This window comes from Neisseria subflava, assembly GCF_005221305.1.
In the GTDB taxonomy this organism is placed as follows: domain Bacteria; phylum Pseudomonadota; class Gammaproteobacteria; order Burkholderiales; family Neisseriaceae; genus Neisseria; species Neisseria subflava.
The window spans coordinates 1,837,404-1,855,524 of the sequence record NZ_CP039887.1; the positions used below are offsets into that span (position 1 = coordinate 1,837,404).

Genomic DNA, 18,121 nt, shown 5'->3' on the forward strand with positions numbered 1-18,121 from the left:
GGGTATGGGCTGTTGCCCTATCTGCGTATGTGACAGTGTTTACCGCTTGGAATAAAACCATTCTGTAGACTTCCTGACTGATTCAATCAAACACGTTATGGGAAAAAATCTGATGAAGAAATTTTTATTTGGTGCATTTGCCGCCGTCTGTGCGGCGTTCTCTTTGGCTGCCGTGAACATCAATACCGCGTCTTCTGCCGAACTGGAGGCCTTGCCGGGTATCGGCCCGGCTAAGGCGAAATCGATTGTGGAATACCGTCAGAAGAACGGTGCGTTCAAATCGGTGGAGGAGCTGAAAAACGTGAAGGGCATCGGTGATGCGGTGCTGAACAAGTTGAAGGCGGAGGCGACGGTTTCTTCTGCCGCGCCTAAGGCCGCCCAGCCTGCCGTGAAAAAATAAGCCTGATGGTTAACTGCCGTATATGCCGCCCCGAGGCCGAACCGCTTGCCGGTTCGGGTTGACGGGCGGCTTTGTATGGGGCCGGGAATGAGAGCTTGGACAACGCGGGGCTTCTATTGGGTAATAACTGAAAACAGCCGAATCCCTGTGCTTGGGTCTCAGCTGTTGAGTACAGAGGGTTATTTTGCAAAGGTATCAGGCCGTCTGAAAACTTGAAAGAAGCAGCTGTCTGTTAAATATGCGATAATGCGGAAGATTTCATGGGTGTGGTAGGAACATGGTTGTGATTGTCTGACGGGGATGATGTCGGGCAACGATGGAATTGGTTTGCTTGAGACGCCCGCCTGTTGCGGGCTTTTTTATGGGAAGGAATGGTCATGCCTAATCCGCTTTATCGGCAACATATTATTTCAATTTCAGATTTGACGACGGAGCAGCTCGAATTGCTGCTTCAGACGGCCTTGAAGTTAAAAAAGCAGCCTCGTGAAGATTTGCTTGAGGGTAAATTGATTGGATCGTGCTTTTTTGAACCGTCTACCCGTACGCGTTTGTCTTTTGAAACGGCGGTACAGCGTTTGGGTGGGAAAGTTATCGGTTTTTCCGATGGTGCGAATACCAGTGCGAAAAAGGGTGAAACGCTTGCGGATACTGCGAGGATTATTTCCAGCTATACAGATGCGATTATTCAGCGACACCCTAAAGACGGTGCGGCCCGTGTGGCGGCTGAGTTTTCGAGCGTACCTGTGATTAATGCCGGTGATGGTACCAACCAACATCCGAGCCAGACGCTTTTGGATTTGGTAACGATTTATGAAACGCAGGGCAGTTTGAGCAATTTGAAGATTGCGATGGCCGGTGATTTGAAATATGGCCGTACGGTACACTCATTGTGTCAGGCATTGAAGCGTTGGGGTTGTGAGTTCGCATTTGTATCCCCTCCCAGCTTGGCGATGCCGGACTATATTACTGAAGAGTTGGAAGAGGCCGGTTGCCCTTACCAAGTTTTGTCTAGTTTGGAAGAAGCGGTCGAATGGGCGGATATTTTGTACATGACCCGAGTTCAGCGCGAACGTTTTGATGAGCAGGAATTTGCCAAAATTCAGGGTAAATTCAATCTTGATGCGTCGATGTTGGCGAATGCCAAACCCAATTTGCGCGTCTTGCATCCTTTACCGAGGGTAGATGAAATTCATCCGGATGTGGATAAAACACCTCATGCCTATTATTTTGAGCAGGCAACCAATGGCGTGTATGCACGGATGGCGATTTTGTCTTTGGTATTGAACGAAGAAGTTTAAGGAGCGAAAGATGGAAAACTCAAAACTCAGCGTTGAAGCGATTGAACAAGGTACGGTAATTGACCATATTCCTGCCGGTAAAGGCTTGGCCATTTTAAGACAGTTTAAGTTGCTGCATTATGGCAGCGCGGTTACGGTCGGCTTTAATTTGCCCAGCAAAACGCAGGGAAGCAAAGACATTATCAAAGTCAGCGGCGTATGGTTGGATGCCAATGCAGCCAACCGTTTGGCTTTATTTGCCCCTGAAGCAGTGGTAAACAAAATCGATCAGTTTAAAGTGATCGACAAACAGCATTTGTCATTGCCGGACGAAATTTCAGAAGTATTCCGCTGCCCGAATACCAATTGTGCCAGTCATGGCGAGCCGGTCATCAGCCGTTTTTATGTCCGTTCACATCATAATGTTCAGACACGTTTGAAATGCCATTATTGCGAGAAAACCTTCTCGCGTGATTCAGTTGCCGAAGCCTGATATGTAGAAACTAGTAGCGTTGTTTACAGTATTTCCAGGAGAATACTGAAACATGAACATGCACAAAAACACCCGTCTCACCCCGCACCACCGCCAAGCCATTTGGCTGGCCTACACGCAGGAAAAGGAAAGCGTCACCTCCCTGGCACGCCGCTACCAAGTCTGCCGCGTCACCATTTACCGCGCACTTAAAGCCGCAAGGGGCAGACTGCTCAAACCCCAAACCAGTACCAACAACCGTTTCAAACAGGCAAAGTACGGAATGAAACGCCTGGCCAAGGTAGAACGCGGCATTCAGGAAAAACTCAAAAGGCAGGCCAAACGCTACAATAAATCCTACCCCGGAGAGCTGGTACATCTCGATACCAAACGGCTGCCGCTGCTCAAAGGGCAGAAAGCCACCGATAATCGGGATTACCTGTTTGTCGCCATCGACGATTTCTCAAGGGAGCTATACTCCGCCATTTTGCCGGACAAAACTGCAGACAGTGCCGCCAAGTTTCTGACTGGACACCTGATTGATCCCTGTCCATACCTGATTGAGTGCGTTTACTCCGACAACGGTACGGAATATAAAGGCTCGGCCAACCATGCTTTCGGTGTAGCCTGTTATGAGAACGGGATTGGTCAAAAGTTTACCCGGGTTGCCCGTCCGCAGACCAACGGTAAGGCGGAACGGGTTATCCGCACCCTGATGGAGATGTGGCATGGGAAACAGTTGTTTGACAGTCCGGAACACTGGCGAAAGGAGTTGTGCCGCTTTGTTAATTTCTATAACACTGTGAAGCCGCACCGCAGTTTGAACGGCGATACGCCGTTTGAGGTCTTGCAGGCTTCATTCTCAACCTGTGGTGTAAACAACGCAACGTTTTCCTACACATAATCCAAATACCAAGAATGCACGAACACTCAATAGGTATCGATTCATCAATATTCTTGCACCCTTACCCCATCACCTATCGCCAAACCGATAGAACCGACAGGTATGTAAAAAGCCCCCGACATCAGTCGGGGGCTTCGGAATGGGTGTTTGGCGGTGACCTACTTTCACATGGAAGAACCACACTATCATCGGCGCTGAGTCGTTTCACGGTCCTGTTCGGGATGGGAAGGCGTGGGACCAACTCGCTATGGCCGCCAAACTTAAACTGTTACAAATCGGTAAAGCCTTAATCAATTATTTGGTGATGACTGAATCAGTCAGTAAGCTTTTATCTTTTGAAGTTCTTCAAATGATAGAGTCAAGCCTCACGAGCAATTAGTATGGGTTAGCTTCACGCGTTACCGCGCTTCCACACCCCACCTATCAACGTCCTGGTCTCGAACGACTCTTTAGTGTGGTTAAACCACAAGGGAAGTCTCATCTTCAGGCGAGTTTCGCGCTTAGATGCTTTCAGCGCTTATCTCTTCCGAACTTAGCTACCCGGCTATGCAACTGGCGTTACAACCGGTACACCAGAGGTTCGTCCACTCCGGTCCTCTCGTACTAGGAGCAGCCCCCGTCAAACTTCCAACGCCCACTGCAGATAGGGACCAAACTGTCTCACGACGTTTTAAACCCAGCTCACGTACCACTTTAAATGGCGAACAGCCATACCCTTGGGACCGACTACAGCCCCAGGATGTGATGAGCCGACATCGAGGTGCCAAACTCCGCCGTCGATATGAACTCTTGGGCGGAATCAGCCTGTTATCCCCGGAGTACCTTTTATCCGTTGAGCGATGGCCCTTCCATACAGAACCACCGGATCACTATGTCCTGCTTTCGCACCTGCTCGACTTGTCGGTCTCGCAGTTAAGCTACCTTTTGCCATTGCACTATCAGTCCGATTTCCGACCGGACCTAGGTAACCTTCGAACTCCTCCGTTACTCTTTGGGAGGAGACCGCCCCAGTCAAACTGCCTACCATGCACGGTCCCCGACCCGGATTACGGGTCTGGGTTAGAACCTCAAAGACACCAGGGTGGTATTTCAAGGACGGCTCCACAGAGACTGGCGTCTCTGCTTCAAAGCCTCCCACCTATCCTACACAAGTGACTTCAAAGTCCAATGCAAAGCTACAGTAAAGGTTCACGGGGTCTTTCCGTCTAGCAGCGGGTAGATTGCATCTTCACAACCACTTCAACTTCGCTGAGTCTCAGGAGGAGACAGTGTGGCCATCGTTACGCCATTCGTGCGGGTCGGAACTTACCCGACAAGGAATTTCGCTACCTTAGGACCGTTATAGTTACGGCCGCCGTTTACTGGGGCTTCGATCCGATGCTTGCACATCTTCAATTAACCTTCCAGCACCGGGCAGGCGTCACACCCTATACGTCCACTTTCGTGTTAGCAGAGTGCTGTGTTTTTAATAAACAGTCGCAGCCACCTATTCTCTGCGACCCTCCAGGGCTTACGGAGCAAGTCCTTAACCTTAGAGGGCATACCTTCTCCCGAAGTTACGGTATCAATTTGCCGAGTTCCTTCTCCTGAGTTCTCTCAAGCGCCTTAGAATTCTCATCCTGCCCACCTGTGTCGGTTTGCGGTACGGTTCGATTCAAACTGAAGCTTAGTGGCTTTTCCTGGAAGCGTGGTATCGGTTACTTCATGTCCGTAGACACTCGTCATCACTTCTCGGTGTTAAGAAGACCCGGATTTGCCTAAGTCTTCCACCTACCGGCTTAAACAAGCTATTCCAACAGCTTGCTAACCTAACCTTCTCCGTCCCCACATCGCATTTGAATCAAGTACAGGAATATTAACCTGTTTCCCATCGACTACGCATTTCTGCCTCGCCTTAGGGGCCGACTCACCCTACGCCGATGAACGTTGCGTAGGAAACCTTGGGCTTTCGGCGAGCGGGCTTTTCACCCGCTTTATCGCTACTCATGTCAACATTCGCACTTCTGATACCTCCAGCACACTTTACAATGCACCTTCATCGGCCTACAGAACGCTCCCCTACCATGCCAGTAAACTGGCATCCGCAGCTTCGGTTATAGATTTGAGCCCCGTTACATCTTCCGCGCAGGACGACTCGACCAGTGAGCTATTACGCTTTCTTTAAATGATGGCTGCTTCTAAGCCAACATCCTGGCTGTCTGGGCCTTCCCACTTCGTTTACCACTTAATCTATCATTTGGGACCTTAGCTGGCGGTCTGGGTTGTTTCCCTCTTGACAACGGACGTTAGCACCCGCTGTCTGTCTCCCGAGGAACCACTTGATGGTATTCTTAGTTTGCCATGGGTTGGTAAGTTGCAATAACCCCCTAGCCATAACAGTGCTTTACCCCCATCAGTGTCTTGCTCGAGGCACTACCTAAATAGTTTTCGGGGAGAACCAGCTATCTCCGAGTTTGTTTAGCCTTTCACCCCTATCCACAGCTCATCCCCGCATTTTGCAACATGCGTGGGTTCGGTCCTCCAGTACCTGTTACGGCACCTTCAACCTGGCCATGGATAGATCACTCGGTTTCGGGTCTACACCCAGCAACTGTTCGCCCTATTAAGACTCGGTTTCCCTACGCCTCCCCTATTCGGTTAAGCTCGCTACTGAATGTAAGTCGTTGACCCATTATACAAAAGGTACGCAGTCACACCACAAGGGTGCTCCCACTGTTTGTATGCATCAGGTTTCAGGTTCTATTTCACTCCCCTCCCGGGGTTCTTTTCGCCTTTCCCTCACGGTACTGGTTCACTATCGGTCGATGATGAGTATTTAGCCTTGGAGGATGGTCCCCCCATATTCAGACAGGATTTCACGTGTCCCGCCCTACTTTTCGTACGCTTAGTACCACTATTGAGATTTCGAATACGGGACTATCACCCACTATGGTCAAGCTTCCCAGCTTGTTCTTCTATCTCGACAGTTATCACGTACAGGCTCCTCCGCGTTCGCTCGCCACTACTTGCGGAATCTCGGTTGATTTCTTTTCCTCCGGGTACTTAGATGGTTCAGTTCTCCGGGTTCGCTTCGCTTATCCTATGTATTCAGATAAGGATACCTCCTAAGAGGTGGGTTTCCCCATTCGGACATCGCGGGATCATAGCTTTATTGCCAGCTCCCCCGCGCTTTTCGCAGGCTTACACGTCCTTCGTCGCCTATCATCGCCAAGGCATCCACCTGATGCACTTATTCACTTGACTCTATCATTTCAAGAACCTCTTTGACTTCGTTTACCTACCCGTTGACTAGGGAAGCAAACTTGAAATTCCTACTTTGATAAAGCTTACTGCTTTGTTGTGTCTTAATCCTGCCTTTTGTGTTTCAGGATTAAGTCGATACAATCATCACCCAAATACTGTGTTTGTTTTCTTTTCTCTTGCGAGAGATTTTTTATCCTTTGCAAAGAACAAAAAATCAAAACAAACTCATTGTCTTTGTTTGTTGATTTCGGCTTTCCAATTTGTTAAAGATCGATGCGTCGATATTTCACTTCGCAAATCAAAATAAGCTGCTAAGTATAGCAGGCTTCCTTTGATTTGTAAAGTTCTTGGTGGAGGCAAACGGGATCGAACCGATGACCCCCTGCTTGCAAAGCAGGTGCTCTACCAACTGAGCTATGCCCCCGTTCTTGGTGGGTCTGGGAGGACTTGAACCTCCGACCCCACGCTTATCAAGCGTGTGCTCTAACCAGCTGAGCTACAAACCCGGATTCTCTTCTTAAGCGAATCTTGTCTTCACTCAAGCTTTTCTCTTCCGCATCTTTTACAGTTTACCGATAAGTGTGAATGCATCAGACCTCCTCTTTCTCTAGAAAGGAGGTGATCCAGCCGCAGGTTCCCCTACGGCTACCTTGTTACGACTTCACCCCAGTCATGAAGCATACCGTGGTAAGCGGGCTCCTTGCGGTTACCCTACCTACTTCTGGTATCCCCCACTCCCATGGTGTGACGGGCGGTGTGTACAAGACCCGGGAACGTATTCACCGCAGTATGCTGACCTGCGATTACTAGCGATTCCGACTTCATGCACTCGAGTTGCAGAGTGCAATCCGGACTACGATCGGTTTTGTGAGATTGGCTCCACCTCGCGGCTTGGCTACCCTCTGTACCGACCATTGTATGACGTGTGAAGCCCTGGTCATAAGGGCCATGAGGACTTGACGTCATCCCCACCTTCCTCCGGCTTGTCACCGGCAGTCTCATTAGAGTGCCCAACTAAATGATGGCAACTAATGACAAGGGTTGCGCTCGTTGCGGGACTTAACCCAACATCTCACGACACGAGCTGACGACAGCCATGCAGCACCTGTGTTACGGCTCCCGAAGGCACTCCTCCGTCTCTGGAGGATTCCGTACATGTCAAGACCAGGTAAGGTTCTTCGCGTTGCATCGAATTAATCCACATCATCCACCGCTTGTGCGGGTCCCCGTCAATTCCTTTGAGTTTTAATCTTGCGACCGTACTCCCCAGGCGGTCAATTTCACGCGTTAGCTACGCTACTAAGCAATCAAGTTGCCCAACAGCTAATTGACATCGTTTAGGGCGTGGACTACCAGGGTATCTAATCCTGTTTGCTACCCACGCTTTCGAGCATGAACGTCAGTGTTATCCCAGGAGGCTGCCTTCGCCATCGGTATTCCTCCACATCTCTACGCATTTCACTGCTACACGTGGAATTCTACCTCCCTCTGACACACTCTAGTCACCCAGTTCAGAACGCAGTTCCCAGGTTGAGCCCGGGGATTTCACATCCTGCTTAAGTAACCGTCTGCGCTCGCTTTACGCCCAGTAATTCCGATTAACGCTCGCACCCTACGTATTACCGCGGCTGCTGGCACGTAGTTAGCCGGTGCTTATTCTTCAGGTACCGTCATCAGACAGGGGTATTAACCCTATCCTTTTCTTCCCTGACAAAAGTCCTTTACAACCCGAAGGCCTTCTTCAGACACGCGGCATGGCTGGATCAGGCTTGCGCCCATTGTCCAAAATTCCCCACTGCTGCCTCCCGTAGGAGTCTGGGCCGTGTCTCAGTCCCAGTGTGGCGGATCATCCTCTCAGACCCGCTACTGATCGTCGCCTTGGTAGGCCTTTACCCCACCAACTAGCTAATCAGATATCGGCCGCTCGAATAACGCAAGGCCCGAAGGTCCCCTGCTTTCCTCCTCAGAGAATATGCGGTATTAGCTAATCTTTCGATTAGTTATCCCCCATTACTCGGTACGTTCCGATATATTACTCACCCGTTCGCCACTCGCCACCCAAGAAGCAAGCTTCTCTGTGCTGCCGTCCGACTTGCATGTGTAAAGCATGCCGCCAGCGTTCAATCTGAGCCAGGATCAAACTCTTATGTTCAATCTCTAACTTATAACTTCTGGTCTGCTTCAAAGAAACCGACAGGACAATGTCTAAAACATCATCTTGTCTGTCTTTCAAACAGTGTGAGGCCTAATGCACTCACACTTATCGGTAATCTGTTTTTTAAAGAGCAAATCGAATTATACAGTACATTTAGCAAATGTCAATTAAAATTATCGAAAATTTCAACCAGCTGTGTTATACTGTCTGCTTCGTTTTCTTCACCGCGTCAGCAGCGAAGAACCGAACTATACGCCTCCCAACAAAACCAGTCAACACCTTTCGCAAAATTATTTTCAGAAAATTAATCACAGACATGTTTTAAAAGGGTTTTTATTTTATAAAAAACTCCAATAACCTTTCTACATAATCCGAGATCTTTGCAAAAATAGTCTGTTAACGAAATTTGACGCATAAAAATGCGCCAAAAAATTTTCAATTGACTAAAACCCTCCTAAATATTGAACAAAAAGTAGGAAAAATCAGAAAGGTTTTGCATTTTGAAAATGAGATTGAGCATAAAATTTTAGTAACCTGAGACCTTTGCAAAATCCCCCCAAATCCCCTAAATTCTCACCAAGACATTTAGGGGATTTCTCATGAGCACCTTCTTCCGGCAAACCGCACAAGCCATGATTGCCAAACACATCGACCGCTTCCCACTATTGAAGTTGGATCAAGTGATTGATTGGCAGCCGATCGAACAGTACCTGAACCGTCAAAGAACCCATTACCTTAGAGACCACCGCGGCCGTCCCGCCTATCCCCTGTTGTCCATGTTCAAAGCCGTCCTGCCCGGACAATGGCACAGCCTCTCCGATCCCGAACTCGAACACAGCCTCATCACCCGCATCGACTTCAACCTGTTTTGCCGTTTTGACGAACTGAGCAACCCCGATTACAGCACCTTATGCCGCTACCGCAACTGGCTGGCGCAAGACGACACCTTAGCTGAATTGCTGGAACTGATTAACCGCCAACTGACCGAAAAAGGCCTAAAAGTAGAGAAAGCATCCGCCGCCGTCATTGACGCCACCATTATTGAGACCGCCGGCAGCAAACAGCGTCAGGCTATAGAAGTGGATGAGGAAGGACAAGTCAGCGGCCAAACCACACCGAGCAAAGATAAAGATGCCCGTTGGACAAAGAAAAACGGCATCTACAAACTCGGTTACAAACAACATACCCGTACCGATGAAGAAGGCTATAGTGGATTAAATTTAAATCAGGACAAGGCGACGAAGCCGTAGACAGTACAATTAGTACGGCAAGGCGAGGCAACGCCGTACTGGTTTAAATTTAATCCACTATATATCGAGAAATTGCACATCACTCCCGCCAATACCCATGAGTGCAACCATCTGTCGCCTTTGCTGGAAGGTATAGCCGAAGATACGACCGTCTATGCCGACAAAGGCTATGACAGCGCGGAAAACCGGCAACATCTGGAAGAGCATCAGTTGTTAGACGGCATTATGCGCAAAGCCCACCGCAACCGTCCGCTGACGGAAGCGCAAACCAAACGTAACCGATATTTGTCGAAGACCCGTTATGTGGTCGAACAGAGCTTCGGTACGCTGCACCGTAAATTCCACTATGCCCGGGCAGCCTATTTCGGGCTGCTCAAAGTAAGTGCGCAAAGCCATCTGAAGGCGATGTGTTTGAACCTTTTGAAAGCCGCCAACAGGCTAAGTGCGCCTGTTGCCGCCTAAAAGGCGGCCGGATGCCTGATTAATCAGGTATCCGGGGAGAAAAAAGGGAAATTGGGAACAAAAAACAGCCGGAAGCTTGGGTTTGGGTTTCGGCCGTTGGGGAAAAGGAATTTTGCAAAGGTCTCAACCTATGTTATTGCAAAGGTCTCAATCCATACATACAAAAAACACAAAATAAAGGCCGTCTGAAATACTCTTTCAGACGGCCTTTTGAGGTTTCTCTATACTTTATATTTTAGTCGGCGAACTGTTTTTTCATTCGTTCGCGTCGCTCTTGCGCTTCTACGGATAATGTCGCAGTCGGACGTGCCAGCAGGCGTTTGAGGCCGATGGGTTCGCCGGTATCGGCACAGAAACCGTAATTACCTTCGTCGATGCTGCGGAGAGTCGCTTGAACTTTATTGAGAAGTTTACGCTCGCGGTCGCGGGTACGTAGTTCTAAAGCGTACTCTTCTTCTTGAGTAGCTCGGTCGGCAGGATCGGGGGCGGATTCGTGCTCTTGAAGATGGCCGGTAGTGGTGTTTGCATTTTCAATCAGCTCTTCTTGCATTTTAACCAGTAGTTCGCGGAAGAAGGCCAATTGGTCGCTGTTCATGTAGTCCTCTTCAGGACCATTCCAGTTTAAAATATCTTGTTCTGTCAGCTTTGCCATGGTGTCTGCTTTCGGTTTGTTGTTAATGATTTGGATGCTACGGGTTTGCTTTTATTGGGTTTTCTTAAATTTCCGTTTTGGAAATTGGGCGAATCATATCATGTTTTACCTATTCATTTGTTCTTTATATTTCGATTTGCACTTTTTTGCACTACCTTACACCTAAATGTATTAAAGCGCTTTTTAGGACGTTGTATTTTTGGTCGTTAATGCCTGCTGCGCTTTCAGACGGCCTATTGAAGCAACCATAAGTTGGTTTGCTGGATAAGTTGGGGAAACCATCGGGCCAGCCACAACCATAATAAGAATGCCAACAAACTGCCTGAAAAATCGTATCGTCCTACGCGTAAGAAGGAAAACGGTTTGAGCAATGGTTGTAGAATTCGTTCGATGGCATAAGTCAACGGCGAATAGCGGCCTTGTATGCTGGCCACCATTCTAATAATCAGACCAATAAGTAATGTATAGGCCGCGGCTTTCAGCATATGGAGTGCGGCAAACCAAAAGTTTGCCAAAATCAGCTTATTGCTGATGGACAGCGCCGGCGAGATGAAAATAATGGCGGTGCAGGCAAGGTAGTACACCAGAAAACCTGAAGGCAGGCAGTACCAATCGGTTTCCGCGCCGGATGGAAATGCTTTTTGCCAAGGTTTGGTCAGCCAGCCTGTTGCCTGTATGCTGAATTTGAGCAGGGGATATTCTGCTGCCAATCCTGCGTATCGGAGCAAAAAGCGTGTGATACACAGGATGGCAATAGCGTCTGTCAATAATAAGAGCAAGTCGCCGCGCATATTCAGACGGCCTTATATTGTTGCGCCATTTCTTGCGAACGTTTAACGCAGGCTTCTACGCCCTGTTCGATGGCTTCGGCAACGTGACGTGCTTTGAAGGTTTCGATGGCTTCGTGTGTCGTGCCGCCTTTGGAAGTCACGTTTTGCTGTAATTGTGCGAATGCTTCGCCGGTTTGTTCGGCCAAAGCCACTGCGCCTTTAAATGTAGCGAGGCTCAGTTCGCGTGCGTCTTGCTCGTTGAAACCTTGTGCCAAAGCCGCATTTTGGAGCGCGCCCAACAGATAGAAAACATAGGCGGGGCCGCTGCCGCTGATGCCAGTAATATTGTGGAGTTGCTCTTCTTCGTTCAGCCAAACGGTTGTGCCGACAGAGAGCATGATGCCGTCGGCGGCTGTACGGTCTGCTTCTGAAACGCCTGCATCAGCAAACATACCGGATACGCCCAAACCGATTTTGGCCGGCGTATTGGGCATGATGCGCACGATACGGCGTGTACCGCCCAGATAATGGCTGAGGGTATCAATGGACAAACCTGCCGCTACGGACAACACCAGCGCACCATTCAAACGGATATTTTGACAGGCTGCCTGCATGTCTTGCGGTTTGACGGCGAGAATGAGGACATCGTCCGCACTCAATTCAGGCAGGTTTTCAGAAGTGGCTACGCCCAATTCTTGCACCAGTTGCGCTCGTCTTTCGGCGCCGCGTTCGACAATGTGGACACGATAACCGTCTTGTTTGACCAAACCGCCTGCAATGGCAGTCGCCATATTGCCGCCGCCGAGAAAATAGATATTCATATATATGTTACTCCTTTGTGATATCGATCAGGCCGTCTGAAACTGCTGTCTACCCTGTTCAGACGGCCTATTACTTTTATTGAGGATAATGCCGCTTGCCGAAAATCGCGCTGCCGATGCGGACATGGGTTGCCCCGCATTCTACCGCGATTGGCATATCTCCGGACATACCCATAGACAAAACATCTGCTTCGACGCCTGCCGCGTTCAGCTCAGCCAACAGCCGTTGCATGGTGTGAAACTGGCTGCGCAACTCATCGTCGCTGCTGTCGGCCTTGGCCACACACATCAATCCGCGCACTTTAATATTCGGCAACTGGGCCACTTCAAGGGCCAGCGCAACCGCTTCAGCGGGCGCCACACCGTGTTTCGCCTCTTCCGCGGCAATGTTCACTTCAATGCACACCTGCAACGGCGGCATTTCAGACGGCCTTTGTTCACTCAAGCGCCGCGCCGTTTTCAGACGGCCTATCGTATGCACCCAATGTGCGCGTTCGGCCACAAATTTGGTTTTATTGGACTGCAAATCGCCGATAACGTGCCAAACAATATCCGGCAAATCAGCCAGCGTTTCCGTTTTTTCAAACCATTCCTGAATATAGTTCTCACCAAAATCGCGCTGACCGGCCGCATATACTTCGCGGATATCGTCTGCCGGAAACGTCTTGCTGACCGCTACCAGCTTCACCGCATCCGCAGGCCGTCCGGCAGCCTCAGCCACCTGTTCAACCGCCTGGCATACGTCCTGATAGTTTTGTTGCAATACCGACATGGTTTTCTCCTTTAACCCGTTCATCACTCGGCATTTTGAAAATTTTACTTGGTTGAACGGGTTTATCTATTTAAAATAAAGCAATTTTATTATTCTAAACCAAAACAAGGCCACATTATGCAGATTACCGACTTACTCGCGTTCGGCGTGAAAAACAAAGCCTCCGACCTCCATTTGAGTTCGGGTATTTCCCCTATGATACGCGTACACGGCGACATCCGCCGCATCAACCTGCCCGAGATGAGCTCGGAAGAAGTCGGTACCATGATTACCTCGGTCATGAACGACCACCAGCGCAAGCTCTATCAACAGGATTTTGAAGTCGATTTCTCATTTGAGCTGCCTAATGTTGCCCGTTTCCGTGTCAACGCCTTTATGACCGAACGCGGCCCGGCCGCCGTATTCCGTACCATTCCGGGCACCGTCCTGACGCTGGAAGAATTGCGTGCGCCGCGCATTTTCCAAAAAATTGCCGAAAATCCGCGCGGGTTGGTCTTGGTAACCGGCCCGACCGGTTCGGGTAAATCCACCACGCTAGCGGCGATGGTCAACTACATCAACGAAACCCAACCGGCCCACATTCTGACCATCGAAGACCCGATTGAGTTCGTCCACCAAAGCAAAAAGGCGCTCATCAACCAGCGCGAGCTGCATCAGCACACCAACAGCTTTACCAACGCCCTGCGTTCCGCCCTGCGCGAAGACCCAGACGTGATTTTGATCGGTGAGATGCGCGACCCTGAAACCATCTCCCTCGCCCTGACCGCCGCCGAAACCGGTCACTTGGTTTTCGGCACGCTGCACACGACCGGCGCCGCCAAAACCATCGACCGTATTGTCGACGTATTCCCTGCAGGCGAAAAAGAAATCGTGCGCTCCATGTTGTCCGAATCCTTGCGCGCCATCATTTCCCAAACCCTGCTGAAAACCCGCGACGGCAACGGCCGTGTCGCCGCACACGAGATCCTGATTTCTACACCGGCCGTGCGCAACCTCATCCGCGAGAACAAAATCGCCCAAATCAACGCCGCCCTCCAAACCGGTCAGGCCCACGGTATGCAAACCCTCGATCAAGCCCTGCAAACCCTTGTCCGCCAAGGCACCATCAGCCCCGAGCTGGCACGCAGCAAGGCGCAAAACATCGAAAACCTCTCTATTTTCTAAACCATACTCAGGCCGTCTGAACCCCATCATCCCGTTTTCAGACGGCCTTTCAGCCTGACCGAATACCCGTTTTAAAGAGAATCATCATGAGCGACCTCGCCCCTCTGCACGACCTGTTAAGCGAAATGGTGCAAGCCTACTCACAAAAAAACCAAGCACCGCACATCCCCACCCCGGCCGAAATCGGCACGCATCTTCACCCCCTGCTCGACCGCATGTGTGAAGAGGCCGAAAAACGCAACGCATCCGACATCTTCATCAGCGCAGACTTTCCCCCTGCCATCAAAGTCGGCGGCACCCTCACGCCCATGCCCCACAAAGCACTGACCGGTGCGGACACCGCCGCCATCGCCGAATCCACCATGAACCCCGACCAGCTCGAAGCCTTCAATCGCGACTGGGAAATCAACTATTCCGTCCAATCGCGCAGCAACACGCGCTACCGCGTCAACGCCTACCACGAGCAAGGCCGCGTCGGCATGGTATTGCGCCGCGTCAGCCAAGACATTCCCGAAATGAAGACCCTCGGTTTACCCGAAAAGCTCCAAGAGCTTGCACTCGCACCGCGCGGCCTGCTGATCCTCGCCGGCCCGAACGGTTCGGGTAAATCCACCACCATGGCCTCCATGCTCAACTACCGCAACCAAAAGCTGCCCGGCCATATCGTTACCATCGAAGACCCCATCGAGTTTATCTACAAACCTTGCCGCAGCATCTTCACCCAGCGCGAAATCGGCATCGATACCGACAACTGGAAAATCGCCGTTCAAAGCGCCATGCGTCAAGCGCCCGATGTCGTCTGTATCGGCGAAGTCCGCAGCGAAGAAAGCATGAAATACGCCCTCCAACTGGCTCAAACCGGCCATCTGTGCGTTTTCACCATCCATGCCAACACGGCTTCCCAAACCATCGAGCGCATCATCAACTTCTATCCGGAAGACCGCCGCCAACAGGTTTTGATAGATTTGGCGTTAAACCTCGTCGGCATTATCGGCCAACGCCTCACCATCAAGAAAAACCGCCAACGTACGGCCGTTACCGACCTCCTGCTCAACACTCCGGCCATGCAGGACTTGATTTTCCAAGGCGAATTGCTGGAAATCCGCGACTTGATGGCACGCTCCGGCAGCAACGGCATGCAGACGTTCGACCAAAACCTCTTCAACCTCTACGCACAAGGCCAAATCGAACTCAGCGAAGCCCTGCGCCAAGCGGTATCCGCCAACGATTTACGCCTGCGCATTCAAATGCACGACGAGGGCAACAATACCGAACGCCTCTACGACCGCATCAGCGACCTCAACCTGATGACCTAATAGCGCAAGCCAAAAAAGGCCGTCTGAACGGGTGTGGAAACGAAATCAAGTATTTTTCCGTATCCGTTCAGACGGCCTTATCTCATTTAAAGCATTCTGAAACCGACTGAAAATCCTGTTAAAATCCAATCATTCACCTCATAACGAATAATAAACAACAACATCATGAAAACTCCGCCGCTCAAACCTCTGATCATTGCCTCCCTGCCCGTCTTCGCCAGCGTGTTCATCGCCGCTACCCTCGTTTGGCACTTCGACACGCCCAAACTGGTTATGCCCTTCGTGCTCGGCATTATTGCCGGCGGTTTGGTCGATTTGGACAACCGCCTCACAGGCCGTCTGAAAAACATCGTCATCACCGTTGCCCTGTTTACCCTCTCCTCATTGCTTGCCCAAAGCACCATCGGCACAGGCGTTCCCTTCATCTTGGCCATGACCTTGATGACTTTCAGCTTCACTATCCTCGGCACCATCGGCCTCAAATACCGCACCTTCGCTTTCGGTGCGCTTGCCGTCGCCACCTACACCACGCTGACCTACACCCCCGAGACCTACTGGCTGACCAACCCCGTCATGATTCTGCTGGGTACCGTCCTATACAGCGTCAACACCCTGATCTTCCAAATCATCCTGCCCCACCGCCCCGTCCAAGAAACCGTTGCCAACGCCTACGACGCACTCAGCAACTACTTCGATGCCAAAGCCGACTTTTTCGACCCCGACGAAGCCGCATGGTTGGGCAACCGTCAAATCGACTTGGCCATGAGCAATACCGGCGTGATTACCGCCTTCAACCAATGCCGCGGCGCACTTTTCTACCGATTGCGCGGCCAACACCGCCATCCGCGTACCGCCAAAATGCTGCGCTACTACCTCTGCGCGCAAGACATGCACGAACGCATCAGCTCCGCCCACGTCGATTACAGCGAAATGGCCGAGCAGCTCAAAAATACCGACCTTATCTTCCGCATCCGCCGCCTGCTCGAAATGCAAGGCCAGGCGTGCCGCAACGTTGCCTCCTCCCTGCGCAACAACAAACCCTACGCATACAGCAAACGCCTCGGCCGCGCCATGGAAGGCTGCCGCCAATCCCTCAGCCATTTTGCCGAGACCCATGCCGACAATGCCAACCTCCACAATATCCGCCGCCTGCTCGACAACCTCAGCAGTGTCGATTACCAACTGCGGCAACTGCAAAACGATGCGTCCCTTGCCGAAAACGACAACGCCGATACCCGCATCGCCGCCCTTGAAAACACCAAGTTCCGCAATATCGGCGAGACCGTCCTCAGCCAGCTCAATTTCGACTCCGGCGTATTCCGCCATGCCACCCGCCTCTCCATTGTCGTGGCCGCAGCCTGCATCATTGTCGAAATCCTCCATCTCAACCTCGGCTACTGGATTCTGCTGACCGCCCTTTTCGTCTGCCAACCCAACTACACCGCCACCAAAAGCCGCGTATACCAACGTATCGCAGGCACGATTCTCGGCGTGATTGTCGGTTCGCTCGTCCCCTACTTCACCCCGTCTATTGAAACCAAGCTCTGGATTGTCATCGCCAGCACTACCCTGTTCTTCATGACCCGAAGCTACAAATACAGCTTCTCCACCTTCTTCATCACCATCCAAGCCCTGACCAGCCTCTCGCTTGCCGGTTTGGACGTGTACCACGCCATGCCCATCCGCATCATCGACACCATTGTCGGTTCCGTTATCGCATGGGCCGCCGCCACCTACCTCTGGCCCGATTGGCGTTACCTCACCCTCAGCCACACCGCCGCCCAAACCATCACTGCCAACGGCCGCTATCTCGACGCCATCCTCGAGCAGTTGCAAAACGGCAGCCGCGACGATTTCGACTACCGCCTCACCCGCCGCCAAGCCCACGAAAGCATCGCCGCCCTCAGCAGCACCCTGTCCGACATGAGCAGCAACCCGAAAAAATATCAAGACCGCCTGCAAGACGGTTTTACCCTGCTCAAAACCAGCTATGCGCTGACCGGCCACATTTCCGCACTCGGCGCATACCGCGACCAGGTCCGAATCGACGGCAACGACGGCTTTGCGCCCTATGCCAAGCTGACCCACCACATCGCCGAGTTGCTGACCCAAATGCCCCAAACCGACCCCGAGGCTTTTGAAACGGCCATGACCCAAATCCGTCAGGAATTTGCCGAGCTTGAACAAAACACACAAGCGCAGCAAGACCACATCCTCAAACACCAGCTCGACCTGATTATCCGCCAGCTTACCCCGTGCTATCAGGCATTGCACCGACAAGCCGACGTAGAGGCCGTCTGAAAAGAGCCGAATGCTTTCCAGCCTGTTTAGCAACAAGTCTGCCAATCATCGGCGTTAAATACAGCTAAACACTTCCTCGAATAAAAACCAAAACAAAAGGCCGTCTGAAACCTGATTTCCAGATTTCAGACGGCCTTTATTTTTAACAATCGATTTTAAAAC

At 51.1% G+C, this 18,121-nt stretch carries 11 protein-coding genes, 2 tRNA genes, 3 rRNA genes and 2 pseudogenes; 9 read left to right on the top strand and 9 right to left on the bottom strand.

The genetic code is table 11. The annotated features are described in order from the left end of the window. The first annotated feature begins 112 nt into the window (after positions 1-112). From FAH66_RS08995 to FAH66_RS09010, 4 genes are all read left to right on the top strand, one after another. Positions 113-400, top strand: coding sequence for a ComEA family DNA-binding protein (locus tag FAH66_RS08995; RefSeq protein ID WP_036472233.1), 288 nt, complete (start codon positions 113-115; stop codon positions 398-400). Positions 401-777: 377 nt separating this feature from the next. Continuing rightward, entirely contained in the window at positions 778-1,698 is a 921-nt protein-coding gene (pyrB, locus tag FAH66_RS09000; RefSeq protein WP_003684701.1) for an aspartate carbamoyltransferase, read from the top strand. A 10-nt stretch (positions 1,699-1,708) separates the two neighbouring features. Further along, positions 1,709-2,170: an aspartate carbamoyltransferase regulatory subunit gene (gene pyrI, locus FAH66_RS09005; RefSeq protein ID WP_137041350.1), complete on the top strand. Its 462-nt coding sequence runs from the start codon at positions 1,709-1,711 to the stop codon at positions 2,168-2,170. 52 nt (positions 2,171-2,222) lie between these two features. Beyond that, positions 2,223-3,053, top strand: coding sequence for an integrase core domain-containing protein (locus FAH66_RS09010; RefSeq protein ID WP_137041351.1), 831 nt, complete (start codon positions 2,223-2,225; stop codon positions 3,051-3,053). A 145-nt stretch (positions 3,054-3,198) separates the two neighbouring features. Here the strand turns inward: FAH66_RS09010 and rrf are convergent. From rrf to FAH66_RS09035, 5 genes are all read right to left on the bottom strand, one after another. Next, positions 3,199-3,312 (bottom strand): 5S ribosomal RNA (rrf, locus tag FAH66_RS09015). A 95-nt stretch (positions 3,313-3,407) separates the two neighbouring features. Continuing rightward, positions 3,408-6,296 (bottom strand): 23S ribosomal RNA (locus FAH66_RS09020). A 348-nt stretch (positions 6,297-6,644) separates the two neighbouring features. Next, positions 6,645-6,720: transfer RNA gene (locus FAH66_RS09025), tRNA-Ala, on the bottom strand. 5 nt (positions 6,721-6,725) lie between these two features. Continuing rightward, positions 6,726-6,802, bottom strand: a tRNA-Ile gene (locus FAH66_RS09030). A gap of 105 nt (positions 6,803-6,907) precedes the next feature. After that, positions 6,908-8,448: ribosomal RNA gene (locus FAH66_RS09035) — 16S ribosomal RNA — on the bottom strand. The 16S, 23S and 5S rRNA genes sit together here with 2 tRNA genes alongside, the layout of an rRNA operon. Before the next feature lie 602 nt (positions 8,449-9,050). Here FAH66_RS09035 and FAH66_RS11235 point away from each other — a divergent pair. Continuing rightward, a pseudogene (locus tag FAH66_RS11235) lies at positions 9,051-9,656 on the top strand (transposase); the annotation flags it as partial. 105 nt (positions 9,657-9,761) lie between these two features. Beyond that, positions 9,762-10,163 (top strand): annotated as a pseudogene (locus FAH66_RS11240) (transposase); the annotation flags it as partial. A 235-nt stretch (positions 10,164-10,398) separates the two neighbouring features. Here the strand turns inward: FAH66_RS11240 and dksA are convergent. From dksA to FAH66_RS09070, 4 genes are all read right to left on the bottom strand, one after another. Continuing rightward, positions 10,399-10,815, bottom strand: coding sequence for an RNA polymerase-binding protein DksA (gene dksA, locus FAH66_RS09055; RefSeq protein ID WP_070631586.1), 417 nt, complete (start codon positions 10,813-10,815; stop codon positions 10,399-10,401). Positions 10,816-11,048: 233 nt separating this feature from the next. Continuing rightward, positions 11,049-11,606: a YggT family protein gene (locus FAH66_RS09060; protein WP_137041353.1), complete on the bottom strand. Its 558-nt coding sequence runs from the start codon at positions 11,604-11,606 to the stop codon at positions 11,049-11,051. A 2-nt stretch (positions 11,607-11,608) separates the two neighbouring features. Further along, positions 11,609-12,406 (bottom strand): pyrroline-5-carboxylate reductase, encoded by a 798-nt coding sequence (gene proC, locus FAH66_RS09065; RefSeq protein ID WP_137041354.1) that lies wholly within the window; start codon positions 12,404-12,406, stop codon positions 11,609-11,611. 76 nt (positions 12,407-12,482) lie between these two features. Beyond that, complete coding sequence (locus tag FAH66_RS09070) at positions 12,483-13,178, bottom strand: YggS family pyridoxal phosphate-dependent enzyme (protein ID WP_137041355.1); 696 nt, start codon at positions 13,176-13,178, stop codon at positions 12,483-12,485. A gap of 117 nt (positions 13,179-13,295) precedes the next feature. Here FAH66_RS09070 and FAH66_RS09075 point away from each other — a divergent pair, with 117 nt between their 5' ends. The 3 genes from FAH66_RS09075 to yccS all read left to right on the top strand — a co-directional run bounded on the left by FAH66_RS09075 (position 13,296) and on the right by yccS (position 17,959). Beyond that, positions 13,296-14,342 (top strand): type IV pilus twitching motility protein PilT, encoded by a 1,047-nt coding sequence (locus tag FAH66_RS09075; RefSeq protein WP_003682881.1) that lies wholly within the window; start codon positions 13,296-13,298, stop codon positions 14,340-14,342. 86 nt (positions 14,343-14,428) lie between these two features. Next, positions 14,429-15,658 carry a PilT/PilU family type 4a pilus ATPase gene (locus FAH66_RS09080; RefSeq protein WP_003682885.1) on the top strand — a complete coding sequence of 410 codons (1,230 nt, stop codon included), beginning with the start codon at positions 14,429-14,431 and terminating at the stop codon, positions 15,656-15,658. Positions 15,659-15,823: 165 nt separating this feature from the next. Continuing rightward, positions 15,824-17,959: a YccS family putative transporter gene (yccS, locus tag FAH66_RS09085; protein WP_137041356.1), complete on the top strand. Its 2,136-nt coding sequence runs from the start codon at positions 15,824-15,826 to the stop codon at positions 17,957-17,959. The last annotated feature ends 162 nt before the right edge of the window (positions 17,960-18,121 follow it).

Bases quoted from the DNA above. Each gene is read 5' to 3' on its own strand.
- FAH66_RS09010 (WP_137041351.1), top strand. From the start codon at position 2,223: ATGAACATGCACAAAAACACCCGTCTCACCCCGCACCACCGCCAAGCC.
- pyrB (WP_003684701.1), top strand. From the start codon at position 778: ATGCCTAATCCGCTTTATCGGCAACATATTATTTCAATTTCAGATTTG.
- FAH66_RS09060 (WP_137041353.1), bottom strand. From the start codon at position 11,606: ATGCGCGGCGACTTGCTCTTATTATTGACAGACGCTATTGCCATCCTG.
- proC (WP_137041354.1), bottom strand. From the start codon at position 12,406: ATGAATATCTATTTTCTCGGCGGCGGCAATATGGCGACTGCCATTGCA.
- FAH66_RS08995 (WP_036472233.1), top strand. From the start codon at position 113: ATGAAGAAATTTTTATTTGGTGCATTTGCCGCCGTCTGTGCGGCGTTC.
- FAH66_RS09070 (WP_137041355.1), bottom strand. From the start codon at position 13,178: ATGTCGGTATTGCAACAAAACTATCAGGACGTATGCCAGGCGGTTGAA.
- FAH66_RS09075 (WP_003682881.1), top strand. From the start codon at position 13,296: ATGCAGATTACCGACTTACTCGCGTTCGGCGTGAAAAACAAAGCCTCC.
- dksA (WP_070631586.1), bottom strand. From the start codon at position 10,815: ATGGCAAAGCTGACAGAACAAGATATTTTAAACTGGAATGGTCCTGAA.
- pyrI (WP_137041350.1), top strand. From the start codon at position 1,709: ATGGAAAACTCAAAACTCAGCGTTGAAGCGATTGAACAAGGTACGGTA.
- FAH66_RS09080 (WP_003682885.1), top strand. From the start codon at position 14,429: ATGAGCGACCTCGCCCCTCTGCACGACCTGTTAAGCGAAATGGTGCAA.
- yccS (WP_137041356.1), top strand. From the start codon at position 15,824: ATGAAAACTCCGCCGCTCAAACCTCTGATCATTGCCTCCCTGCCCGTC.